Here is a 12542-nt window from a genome sequence, read left to right as displayed (position 1 = left end):
TTACTCATCGACACCCCGCCGTCGGATGACCGCAAAGGACCTCTCCCGTGACTGACAACAACAAATACCGTGACGTAGAAATCCGTGCCCCACGTGGCAACACGCTGACCGCCAAAAGCTGGCTGACCGAAGCGCCACTGCGCATGCTGATGAACAACCTCGACCCACAAGTGGCCGAGAACCCCAAGGAACTGGTGGTATACGGCGGTATCGGCCGCGCCGCGCGCAACTGGGAAAGCTACGACAAGATCGTCGAAACCCTGACCCGCCTGGAAGACGACGAGACCCTGCTGGTCCAGTCGGGCAAGCCGGTCGGCGTATTCAAGACCCACAGCAACGCCCCGCGCGTGCTGATCGCCAACTCCAACCTGGTGCCGCACTGGGCCAACTGGGAACACTTCAACGAACTGGATGCCAAGGGCCTGGCCATGTACGGCCAGATGACCGCAGGCAGCTGGATCTACATCGGCAGCCAAGGCATCGTCCAGGGCACCTATGAAACCTTCGTCGAGGCCGGCCGCCAGCATTACAACGGCAGCCTCAAAGGCAAGTGGGTGCTCACCGCAGGTCTGGGCGGCATGGGTGGCGCACAGCCGCTGGCCGCGACCCTGGCCGGTGCCTGCTCGCTGAACATCGAATGCCAGCAGAGCCGTATCGACTTCCGCCTGAGCAGCCGTTATGTCGACGAACAGGCCAGCGACCTCGATGACGCCCTGGCGCGCATCGCCAAATACACTCAGGAAGGCAAGGCGATCTCGATTGCCCTGCTCGGCAACGCTGCCGAAATCCTGCCTGAGTTGGTCAAGCGTGGCGTGCGCCCGGACATGGTCACCGACCAGACCAGCGCCCACGACCCGCTCAATGGCTACCTGCCGGCCGGCTGGAGCTGGGAGCAGTACCGCGACCGTGCGCAGACCGACCCGGCCGCCGTGGTCAAGGCCGCCAAGCAGTCGATGGCGGTGCACGTCAAAGCCATGCTCGACTTCCAGCAGCAAGGCGTGCCGACCTTCGACTACGGCAACAACATCCGCCAGATGGCCATGGAAGAGGGCGTCAGCAATGCCTTCGACTTCCCAGGCTTCGTCCCGGCCTATATCCGCCCGCTGTTCTGCCGCGGGGTCGGCCCGTTCCGCTGGGTGGCGCTGTCGGGTGACGCCGAAGACATCTACAAGACCGACGCCAAGGTCAAGGAGCTGATCGCCGACGACGCTCACCTGCACCGCTGGCTGGACATGGCCCGCGAGCGCATCAGCTTCCAGGGCCTGCCAGCGCGGATCTGCTGGGTTGGCCTGGGCCAGCGTGCCAAGCTCGGCCTGGCCTTCAACGAGATGGTCCGCAGCGGTGAGTTGTCGGCGCCAATCGTGATCGGCCGCGACCACCTCGACTCAGGTTCCGTGTCCAGCCCCAACCGCGAAACCGAATCGATGCAGGATGGCTCCGACGCCGTGTCCGACTGGCCGCTGCTCAATGCCTTGCTCAACACCGCCAGCGGCGCGACCTGGGTGTCGCTGCACCATGGCGGCGGCGTTGGCATGGGCTTCTCGCAGCACTCGGGCATGGTCATCGTCTGCGACGGCAGCGATGAAGCCGCCGAGCGTATCGCCCGCGTATTGACCAACGATCCGGGCACCGGCGTCATGCGTCACGCCGATGCGGGTTACCAGATCGCCGTTGACTGCGCCAACGAGCAGGGCCTCGATCTGCCGATGATCAACGGCTGATCAGCCGCCGCCACAACGACGATACTGAATAACAAGAAGGGGCCTGCGGGCCCCGCCAATGGAGTAGCGAAGTGACCGAACTGACCCTCAAGCCCGGTACCCTGACCCTGGCCCAGCTGCGCGCCATTCATGCCGCACCCGTCAAGCTGCGCCTGGACGACAGCGCGGGCTCGGCGATCGAAGCCAGCGTCGCTTGTGTCGAGCAGATCCTCGCCGAAGACCGCACCGCCTACGGCATCAACACCGGTTTCGGCCTGCTGGCCTCGACCCGCATCGCCCGTGAAGACCTCGAGAACCTGCAGCGCTCGCTGGTGTTGTCGCACGCCGCCGGCATTGGCGCGCCGCTGGACGACGCCCTGGTGCGGCTGATCATGGTGCTCAAGATCAACAGCCTCAGCCGTGGTTTTTCCGGCATTCGGCGCAAGGTCATCGATGCGCTGATCAGCCTGGTCAACGCCGAAGTCTATCCGCACATTCCGCTGAAAGGCTCGGTCGGCGCCTCCGGCGACCTCGCGCCGCTGGCGCACATGTCGCTGGTGCTGCTTGGCGAGGGCAAGGCCCGTTACAAGGGGCAGTGGCTGGAAGCCAACGAAGCCCTGGCTGTGGCCGGCCTCGAACCGCTGACCCTGGCCGCCAAAGAGGGCCTGGCCCTGCTCAACGGCACTCAAGCTTCTACCGCCTATGCCCTGCGCGGCCTGTTCCATGCCGAAGACCTGTTTGCCGCCGCGATTACCTGCGGCGGCCTGACCGTCGAAGCCGCATTGGGCTCGCGCTCGCCGTTCGATGCACGCATCCATGAAGCGCGCGGCCAGCGCGGCCAGATCGACGCTGCGGCCTGCTACCGTGACCTGCTCGGTGACTCCACCGAAGTGTCGCGCTCCCACGAAAACTGCGGCAAGGTCCAGGACCCGTACTCGCTGCGCTGCCAGCCACAGGTCATGGGCGCCTGCCTGACTCAGCTGCGTCAGGCCGCGGAAGTGCTGGCGATCGAATCCAACGCCGTCTCCGACAACCCGCTGGTATTTGCCGCCGAAGGCGATGTGATTTCCGGTGGCAACTTCCACGCCGAGCCAGTGGCCATGGCAGCCGACAACCTGGCCTTGGCAATCGCTGAAATCGGTTCGCTGAGCGAGCGCCGCATTTCGCTGATGATGGACAAGCACATGTCCCAGCTGCCGCCGTTCCTGGTCGAAAACGGCGGGGTCAACTCCGGCTTCATGATCGCCCAGGTCACCGCCGCAGCATTGGCCAGCGAGAACAAGGCGCTGTCGCACCCGCACAGCGTCGACAGCCTGCCGACCTCGGCCAACCAGGAAGACCACGTGTCGATGGCGCCGGCAGCGGGCAAGCGCCTGTGGGAGATGGCCGAGAACACGCGTGGCGTGCTTGCCATCGAGTGGCTCGGTGCCTGCCAGGGCCTGGACCTGCGCAAGGGCCTGAAAACCTCGGCCAAGCTGGAGCAGGCGCGCCGCGCCCTGCGTGCCAAGGTTGCCCACTACGAGCGTGACCGGTTCTTCTCGCCGGATATCGAAATGGCCAGCGCGCTGCTGGCCGAAGGCACGCTGACCGGGTTGTTGCCGGCTGGAGTATTGCCAAGCCTGTGAAATGGCGGAGCCTGCTGCGCAGGCCTTCGCGGGTGAACCCGCTCCTACAGGTTTAAAAGCTGCTCTAACCCCTGTGGGAGCGGGTTCACCCGCGAAGGGCCGCGCAGCGGCCCCCAACCGCGCTAATTCGTCCATAAAAATAAAAGGGACGCAGCATGCAACAATCTCAAGGTCTAAAACGCGGGCTAACGTCCCGCCACATCCGTTTCATGGCGCTCGGTTCGGCGATCGGCACCGGGCTGTTCTATGGTTCCGCCTCGGCCATCCAGATGGCCGGCCCAGCGGTACTGCTGGCCTACCTGATCGGTGGCGCCGCCGTGTTCATGGTCATGCGCGCACTCGGCGAAATGGCCGTGCACAACCCGGTCGCCGGCTCCTTTGGCCAATACGCCAGCACTTATCTCGGGCCGATGTCGGGCTTTGTGCTGGGCTGGACCTACGCCTTCGAGATGATCATCGTCTGCATCGCCGACGTGACCGCCTTCGGTATCTACATGGGCTTCTGGTTCCCTGAAGTGGCGCGTTGGATCTGGGTACTGGGCATCGTCTTCCTGATCGGCGGGCTCAACCTGTGCAACGTCAAAGTGTTTGGCGAGATGGAGTTCTGGCTGTCGCTGCTCAAGGTCGGCGCGATTGTCGCAATGATCCTTGCCGGGCTCGGCATCATGGCCTTCGGCATGGGCCAGGTCGGTAGCGGTTCGGCAGTCGGCGTGAGCAACCTGTTCGAGCATGGCGGCTTCATGCCTAATGGCATTGCCGGGGTGATCGCCTCGTTTGCCGTGGTGATGTTCGCCTTTGGCGGTATCGAAATCATCGGCATCACTGCCGGCGAAGCGAAAGACCCTAAGCGGGTCATTCCAAAGGCGATCAACGCCGTGCCGCTGCGTATCCTGCTGTTCTACGTGCTCACCCTGTTTGTGCTGATGAGCCTGTACCCATGGCCGCAGATCGGCAGCCAGGGCAGCCCGTTCGTGCAGATCTTCAGCAACCTGGGCATCGGTGCTGCTGCGGCTGTGCTTAACGTAGTGGTGATTTCTGCTGCGGTTTCGGCGATCAACAGCGACATCTTCGGTGCCGGTCGCATGATGTACGGCCTCGCCCAGCAAGGCCATGCCCCGCGTGGCTTCGCCCAGTTATCCAAGCACGGTGTGCCTTGGCTGACGGTGGTGGTGATGGGCGCTGCGCTGCTGATCGGCGTGGTGCTCAACTACCTGATCCCGGAAAACGTGTTCTTGCTGATCGCCTCGATCGCCACCTTCGCCACGGTCTGGGTGTGGCTGATGATCCTGCTCACCCAGGTGGCCATGCGCCGCAGCATGAGCCGTGAAGAAGCTGCCAAACTGGAGTTCCCGGTACCGTTCTGGCCGTATGGGCCGGCCCTGGCGATTGCCTTCATGGTGTTCATCTTTGGTGTGCTCGGTTACTTCCCGGACACTCAGGCCGCATTGCTGGTCGGGGTGGTGTGGGTGGTGTTCCTGGTCGCGTCCTACCTGCTCTGGTGCAAGCCGCGCGCAGGTCAGGGCCAGTTGGCCGAGCAGCAGGCCGAGCTGCACCGCTAGTAACGGAGGAAGTGTATGGCAACGTTATGGCAGCACTGCCATGTGGCAAGCATGGTCGGCGGCAGTTATTCGATCATCGAGGATGCGGCGATCATCACCCGCGCCGGGCAGATCGAATGGGTCGGCCCACGCGCCGAGCTGGCGCCACAGGCCGACCTGGAGACGGTCGACCTGGGCGGTGCCTGGGTCACCCCGGGGCTGATCGACTGCCACACCCATGCGGTGTTTGGCGGTAACCGCAGTGGCGAGTTCGAGCAGCGCCTGCAGGGCGTCAGCTATGCCGAGATTGCCGCCCAGGGCGGTGGCATTGCCAGTACCGTGCGCGCCACCCGGGCGGCCAGTGAAGAGCAGTTGCTGGCCAGCGCGCGGCAGCGGGTCCAAGCATTGATGCGCGATGGCGTGACCACCCTTGAGATCAAGTCAGGCTACGGCTTGGACCTGGCCAGCGAGCGCAAGATGTTGCGCGTCGCTCGGCGTCTGGGCGAAGCGCTACCGCTGACCGTGCGCAGCACCTGCCTGGCCGCTCACGCCTTGCCGCCGGAATACGCCGGGCGCGCCGATGACTACATCCAGCATATCTGTGACGAGCTGCTGCCAGCGTTGGCCGGCGAAGGCCTGGTCGATGCGGTGGATGCCTTCTGCGAACACCTGGCGTTCTCGCCGGCGCAGGTTGAGCGGGTGTTCATCAAGGCGCGCGAGCTGGGCTTGCCGGTCAAGCTGCATGCCGAGCAGTTGTCATCGCTGCACGGCTCTAGTCTGGCGGCCCGTTATCAGGCGCTGTCGGCCGATCATCTGGAGTTCATGACCGAAGACGACGCCATCGCCATGGCCGCGGCGGGCACCGTCGCGGTGCTGCTGCCGGGCGCGTTCTACTTCCTGCGCGAAACCCAGTTGCCACCGATGGAGGCGCTGCGTCGGCACGGGGTGAAGATCGCCCTGGCCAGCGACCTCAACCCTGGCACCTCGCCCGGCCTGTCGCTGCGGCTGATGCTCAACATGGGCTGCACGCTGTTCCGCATGACCCCTGAAGAGGCGCTGGCCGGAGTAACTACGCATGCCGCCACGGCACTGGGCCTGGGCAGCACCCACGGCACGCTGGAAGCCGGCAAGGTCGCCGACTTCGTCGCCTGGCAGATCGAACGCCCGGCCGACCTCGCTTACTGGCTGGGCGGCGACTTGCCCAAGCGGGTAGTGCGCGGCGGTGTGCAATCAACTTTTTGAGCGAGACCTCATGGACAACGTACTGAGCTTTCACCAGGGCCGCCTGCCGCTGCTGATCAGCATGCCTCACGCCGGCCTCGGCCTGACCGCCGCGGTGCGCGATGGTCTGGTCGAGCAGGCACGCAGCCTGCCTGATACCGACTGGCATATCCCACGGCTGTATGACTTCGCCCGTGAGCTGGGCGCCAGCGTGATCGCGGGTGAGTACTCGCGGTTCGTCATCGACCTGAATCGGCCGGAAGATGACCAGCCGCTGTACGCCGGGGCAACCACCGGCTTGTATCCAGCGACCCTGTTCGAAGGTGAGCCGTTGTTCGCTGCCGGGTTGGAACCGTCTGCAGCAGAACGGGCCGAGTATCTCGAACAGATATGGCGGCCCTACCACGACACCCTGCGCCAGGAGCTGGCGCGTCTGCGTGAAACGTTCGGCTATGCACTGCTGTGGGATGCGCATTCGATCCGCTCGCACATCCCGCACCTGTTCGACGGCAAGCTGCCGGACTTCAACTTTGGCACCTTCAATGGCGCCAGTTGCGATCCGGCACTGGCCGAGCAGCTGCAGCGTACCTGCGCCCAGGCTTCGGGTTACAGCCATGTGCTCAACGGGCGCTTCAAAGGCGGCCACATCACTCGACACTACGGCGCCCCGGCCGAGCACGTGCATGCCGTGCAGCTGGAGCTGGCGCAGTGCACCTACATGAACGAGAGCGAGCCGTTCGCCTATCGCGACGACCTGGCGCAGCCTACTCAAGCCATACTGCGCCAGTTGCTCGAGGTGATGCTGGCCTGGGGTGAGGCGCGGTACGCGCGCTAGGCGCGCACCGCGCAGGGCTGCGCAGCCGGTCAGCTGCGATCAGGGTTGGCGAGGATGGTCAGTTCGCGGACGAGCAGGCGCTCCCTGGCCTGCTTGTCATCCGCCAGCGCCTGATACTCGACTGTCAATTGCTCCAGCGGGCGGTCGGGGAACTGGTCGGGCAGCGCCAGTACCTGTTCCTGGTAATGCGCTTCTATGGCGGCGAAGCGCTCGGCATGCGTGACCCGTAGATAGCGCTGCCATTCACTGTTGGCCACCGCGTAGTCGATAAACGCCTCGGAGCGTTCATCGCGCTGCACCCTGTCCACGGTGAGTGCCAGCTCGTCGCGGCTGACGTCGGCAAACGCTTCATAAAGCATGTTGTCATTCGGCACGCCGAGTTTGAGCTCGTGGTTGAGGCCGCGGCGGTAAGCCAGGCGTACTTCCGCCTCGTCGCGGCCCTTGGCGTTACCACGGGCAATCTCGTCCAGCCGCTGCAAGCGATACAGCCTGCGCAGCTCGCTGTACAGGCTTTGCTCCGAGTCGGCCGCTTCGGTCAGCAGGCGTTGCTGGTCGATCAGCAACTCGAGGTTCTGGAAGATCAGCAAGGCGCCGTCGTGGCAGGTCTGGTTACCGGTGGCTGGGTCGACCAGCGCTTCTTGTGCCACGGCATTGAGCAGCAGCCGATTGTCCGCACTGACCACCGCCGCCACCAGGACCTTGCGGATGCGCTGGCTGAAGGCGACCCGCGTGCTGCCGTTGCGATAGGGCGCCGCTTGCTGCAGGCGTCCAACCATCGCCAGCAGATGCTGGGCATCCCCGGCCTGTTGCAACTGCTGCCAGGCGTCCTCCAGCGCTTCGTTCTGCAGTGCCGAACCGAGCAGCCAGGCGCTCAGGCGCGGTTCATCGCCAGCAATTGGCAATACCGGATTATGCAAATGGCCACCCGCCAGTTCGTCGTCCGATGAAGTGACCAGCAGCAGGTCCTCGGGCACGTCCATGGCGAAGGTGAAGCTGCGCTGGCTCTCCGAAGAGGTGCGCGCACGGAACATGGTGTCGTGGGTCAGCGGGTTGTCGAACAGCGAGATCGACGATACCGGGAAGTCATTGTCGAGGTTGCTGAGGATATGCTCCGGCAGCTCGGTAAGCTGGTTTTCGCTGAGATCCAGCAGCTCCAGCGGCAGCACGCCATCGACCCAGCTCGGCCACTGCTGGATACCCATGTTGTTCAGTTCCAGCCGGCGCAGGTTACGCAGCCCTGGCGGGGCTTCGGCAATCGCAGCGAGGCGGTTGCCGGCAAGCTCGAGGACCGTCAACCGGGTCAGCTGGGCAATGGTTGCGAGCATGTGCTCGTCGACCTCCAGGCCCATGTCGCGGATCGACAGGTAGCTCAGCTCAGGCAGGCGCAGAAACGCAGTGGGCAGATCCGGGCTGGCCTGGACATGCTCGACAATGCGCAGGCTTTCCAGCTGCGGGAAGCGGCTGAAGAAGCTGTCCAGCTGCGCGGTGCTGCCGCTCATGCGCGACAGTGACAGATTGCGTACCCGCTCGTAGAAGAAAGCTGGGAGCTGCGGCGGGAAGTGGCTTATGTCGGTATTGGCCAGGCGTAAGGTAGTGCGCGTCAGGCCCAACTCCTGACTGCGCCAGAAGGCATTGATGGCGGCGTCCAGGCGGTAGCGCGCGATCATCACTGCTGGCTCCAGTGGCGCTGTCGAGCTGGACGCATTGCTCCAGTTGTCGAGGGCATCGCTGAGCGCCTGACGGCGTTGAGTGTGTTCCTGCAGGCGGTTGCTCAGGGCGGGTGACAGGTCGGCTTCGATGCGGCTGCTCATCTGGTCCTGATTGAGCATCACCCGTAGCAGCTGCTCCTCGACGAGCGGGTTGCCTTGCAGAAGGATGGTTGTAGCCGGGCCGCTGCCAGGCTCGTCGCCGAGCAGGTAGCTGGGCAGGGTACGAATCTGGTTGTCGCGCAGCGAGAGCTCACCAAGCTGCACCAGCGCATTCTGGCTCAGGCCTTCGGGCCAGTGGTCAAACAGCATCCGTTCAAGGCCGAGGAAGTCCAGCGTGAGCACGCTGAAGTCGGCCTGATAGCGGGACGACAAGCGATTGCCGCTCAGATCAAGGCGGCGTAACTGGCTCAGGTTGGCCAGGCTTTCGATGTCGACACCACTGAGCGGCAGGTTCTGATTGATCACGCTGAGCGATTCCAGTGCCGGAAAATGCTGACCGATCAGCGAAATACCGAACAGCAGTTGTGAGGGAGCGGCCTGGGCCGAATACGGCCGGCTGATCTCCAGCGTGCGCAGTTGCGGGAACTGGCAAAACAGATTGATCAGTTGTCGCTCATGCACCGTCCAGCCGCTGGTGTTGCCGAAACCAGGCTCGATCAGTTGCAACTGGGTGACCGATGCGCCGAAGAACTCCGGCAGATTGTCGGGGAAACTTGCCAGGTTGACGGCTTGCAGGCGCAGCACTGGTGACTCTCCAGCGAGCGTTGGCAATGCGCTGTCGTGCCAGTGCTGCATGAACTGATCAGCCAGCCGCGTCATCGCGTCAGCCTCGGCACTGGTGCCGGTGTGGCTGGCATGCCAATCGTCCAGCCGGCTGCGCAGGGTGCTGCGCTGGTCGAGCAGGCGTTGCAGCAGGGCATTGATATCGGCCCGGTTCATGCCGCTGTCCTGCAGATGGTTGAGGATCTGATCGGCTGACCATGCGGTGCGTTCAGGCAGGCCGGTGAGCCTGACCATGCGCAGCAAGGCATGCCGGGTAAAGCCCGCTGCCGGGCCGCCGCGCCCGCCCAGGGTATAGCCAAGACGGCCGTCGGCCAGCCGCATCGGTGAGCGGTAGCCAGGGCGCACTGCTTGCATTGCGAGCATCTCGCGCAGCGTCTGGCGTGGCATCAGTGGCGCTTGCTGGATGAACTCGCGCAGGCGCCGCGCATCGGTAATGCCGGCGCTGCTCAGGCTTTCCTGAAGCGCCACAGGCAGGGCTTGCAGCAGTGCGCCATACAGCGATGAATGCACCTGCGGCGCGGTGTTGTCGGCAGGGTCCAGGTACAGATAACCGGCGGCGGCGCTGACCACGGTGATCGGTTGCTGGGCATCTTGCGGGCCGATGCTGTCGGCACTCAGAGGCGAGGTGATGCGTTGTTCCAGACGCAGCGCCAGATCCGCTGGCCAGCCAGGCAATTGCTGCAGGCTGCGCAGGATCAGGCGGTCGCTGTCCCAGTTGCGCACGCTGTGCAGGTAGAGGCCTTCATAGGCTCGGTTGAGGCGCACCTGTTGTTGATAGACGCGAATCTCCTCGGCCAACCGGCGCGGGATTTTTCCGCTGGTCAAGCCGACGGCTTCCTCGGCGCTGGCATGGCGCAGCAGCTCCTCGATGATCGGCACCGGCAGTTGCGGGTATTGCTGCGCGATGACTGCCGCGCCCTGGCTCTGGCTGGGCCAGTGCTGACGATACTGTTTGGCGAACTCAGCGCGCAGGGCGCCAGGTTCGGTGAGTGTCGCGCGCAACTGTCGATCGAGATTGAAGCGGACCATGCTGTCCTCAAGGGCTGCCGGCAGCCGTTGGTTCTCGCTGAGTATGCGCCGCAGTGCAGCCTGGTCGCTGTCGGTAATCTGCAGGATGCGCAGGGCGCTGATGTCATCGAAGCTGGCGCTGAGGTGGCCAAGCCGGCGAAACAGCTCAAGCCCTTGCCATTCGCGCGGGCGGTCCAGGCCGTGCAGCCATGCCCCCGCGCCGTTGTGGCGCAGAGGCGGCGCATAGGCCGATGGCCGGCGCGGGTGCTGGATGCGAAACTGCGCGTCGGTTGCGCTGCGGCTCACCGCAAAGGTCTGATCGGGCAGGCGCAGCCAGCTGCGGCCATCGTGCTGATACAGCCCCAGTGCATCCGCTTCGAGCTCGGCCGGCAGGCTGATGTCTTGCGCATAGGGCGTCAGGTCAGGCCGCCACAGACGCAGCTGGCCTGCTTCGACCTCGACTGTTTCCAGTTCTTCGATCCACGAGGGTGTGTCGACGGGTGAGGGCTCAACGGGTGGTTCTGTGACCAGTCCGGCGCCGGGTTTGCCGACAGCCGCGCCGAGGCCGCTGCCGACGACATGGCTGCCCGCGGCAAAAGCCGCCATCAGTGCAACGTTCTCGACCACATCCATCAGGTAGGCATGGGCTTTTTCGCGATCATCGTGCTGCCAGCTTTCGATCCCTTCATAGACCTCGTAGCTCAGTTGCAGGGCACACACGCCCATCATCACCTCACCGAGTACCGGGATGAAAAAGCCCGCTACGTTGAGCGCTGTCAGGCTCTGGGCCAACAGATGCTCGCGGTGCCTGACTGCCGAAATGACGTCGATGATCGCCGTCGGCATGGCATGAAACGCGGCATCCTGCTCGTGGCGGAATACCCGTTCGGTCACCAGCCCTTGCAGCAGCGAGCCTGTCAGCGGGCGGGTCTGCAGGTGCAGTTGGGCTTGCGGGTCAGGGGTTCTTTCATAAGTGCCGCGCACGCTCAGCTTGAGCGGTTGCAGGCGGTCGAGCAGTTTTTGCTGGATAAGCGCCTTGTTTCGCTCGGGCAGGCAGTGATCCAGATAGCCGATGTCGGCGAGCAGCCGGTCACGCAGGCTGGCCTCGCAGGCCGCCAACGAGGGGAATTGTTGCAGCGGGGTCTGCGGATCAGCGGGAATGTACAGCGCGACCACAGGCGCGGCGCCCTCGGCGGCAAAGTGGAGCAGGCGCAGGTCGGTCAGTTGCACATCCCATAGCGAGACGACACTGAACGTCAACGGCGCAGCGGGCAGCGGCTGGTCCAGCGGCGCCGCCAGGGCTGACTTGTACAGCGCCTCGCTGATGTCGCCTTTGAGGTAAGCCAGGTGCAGGCTCTGGGTAAAATTGCAGCGTTGTACCTGGGCCAGCTTGGCGTAGGTGTCCGGGTTGCTGCTGCGGGTGTCGGCGCTGTCGTAGTAGATGGCCTGCAGCAGCGCTTGATACTGACCGCCGATATCGAGCGTCCGGCACAGTTGGGCGAATCGTTCAGGCAGCAGTTCCAGCGCATTATGGATCGGCACCGTGCCCATGAAGCCCTTGTAGTCGAGGATCACGGACTTTTTCAGCAGTGCCTGCTCGTTGTCCATGCCGCCGGGCAGCGCCGCGCTTGCTTCAAAATTGCGCAACGCGTACTGCAGCAGCGAGCGGGTGGCTTGCCTGTAGGCACTGGCCGAGTCCACGGCCGGGTCCGCGGAGAGGGGCCGGACATCGAGCAAGTAGGTGGCGCTGACATCGACGTCGAGTTCGAGCTGCTGCTTGAGTGCATCGCTCAATTGCTGTCGGGCGAATTGCTCAAGGCCAGGCAGGTGCTGGAATAATTGCGCCACTTCGGCGGCGGCGTTCTGCAACAGCGCATGCTGTTCGGCCAGGGCCTTGACGATGGCTGGCTGCTGCAGGCCTGCCTTGGCCAGCCAGGCGGGTGGATTGGCGAGGGCGTTGCGCAGGGCGCTGTGCACCGCGGGCGAGGCCTTGCCAAGCCAGTTCGGGGTCTTGCTGGCGATCAGATGGTAGGCGCTGTTGAGTTCGGTTGAAGTGTTTGCGGCAGTAGTCATGGAAGAGCCCGTTCAGTTGGGGAAGGCTCTGCGACTATGTCTGCGGCGTG

At 64.3% G+C, this 12542-nt stretch carries 6 protein-coding genes; 5 read left to right on the top strand and 1 reads right to left on the bottom strand.

All coding sequences use genetic code 11. The features are described from left to right. Positions 1–47: 47 nt before the first annotated feature. From hutU to hutG, 5 genes are all read left to right on the top strand, one after another. A complete protein-coding gene (gene hutU, locus ACQZ2L_RS00890; protein WP_430324351.1) occupies positions 48–1721 on the top strand; it encodes a urocanate hydratase in 1674 nt (557 codons plus the stop codon). A 71-nt stretch (positions 1722–1792) separates the two neighbouring features. Next, entirely contained in the window at positions 1793–3325 is a 1533-nt protein-coding gene (gene hutH / locus ACQZ2L_RS00885) for a histidine ammonia-lyase (protein ID WP_430324350.1), read from the top strand. Positions 3326–3480: 155 nt separating this feature from the next. Further along, positions 3481–4884, top strand: a complete 1404-nt coding sequence (locus ACQZ2L_RS00880) for an amino acid permease (protein ID WP_430324349.1) — start codon at positions 3481–3483, stop codon at positions 4882–4884. Positions 4885–4899: 15 nt separating this feature from the next. After that, positions 4900–6105, top strand: coding sequence for an imidazolonepropionase (gene hutI / locus ACQZ2L_RS00875; RefSeq protein WP_430324348.1), 1206 nt, complete (start codon positions 4900–4902; stop codon positions 6103–6105). 10 nt (positions 6106–6115) lie between these two features. Then, complete coding sequence (hutG, locus tag ACQZ2L_RS00870) at positions 6116–6919, top strand: N-formylglutamate deformylase (RefSeq protein ID WP_430324347.1); 804 nt, start codon at positions 6116–6118, stop codon at positions 6917–6919. Positions 6920–6948: 29 nt separating this feature from the next. On the opposite strand, the gene ACQZ2L_RS00865 is transcribed toward hutG, so the two are convergent. Next, positions 6949–12492 carry a dermonecrotic toxin domain-containing protein gene (locus ACQZ2L_RS00865; protein WP_430324346.1) on the bottom strand — a complete coding sequence of 1848 codons (5544 nt, stop codon included), beginning with the start codon at positions 12490–12492 and terminating at the stop codon, positions 6949–6951. Between the last annotated feature and the right edge of the window lie 50 nt (positions 12493–12542).

This window comes from Pseudomonas shirazensis, from assembly GCF_050496565.1.
Lineage (GTDB): Bacteria > Pseudomonadota > Gammaproteobacteria > Pseudomonadales > Pseudomonadaceae > Aquipseudomonas > Aquipseudomonas shirazensis_A.
The sequence above is the reverse complement of the archived record's forward strand: the minus strand, read 5'-3'. Positions and strand labels throughout refer to the sequence as shown.

Excerpts from the sequence above, each read along its gene's own strand:
- hutI (WP_430324348.1), top strand. The coding sequence starts at position 4,900 with ATGGCAACGTTATGGCAGCACTGCCATGTGGCAAGCATGGTCGGCGGC.
- hutG (WP_430324347.1), top strand. The coding sequence starts at position 6,116 with ATGGACAACGTACTGAGCTTTCACCAGGGCCGCCTGCCGCTGCTGATC.
- ACQZ2L_RS00865 (WP_430324346.1), bottom strand. The coding sequence starts at position 12,492 with ATGACTACTGCCGCAAACACTTCAACCGAACTCAACAGCGCCTACCAT.
- ACQZ2L_RS00880 (WP_430324349.1), top strand. The coding sequence starts at position 3,481 with ATGCAACAATCTCAAGGTCTAAAACGCGGGCTAACGTCCCGCCACATC.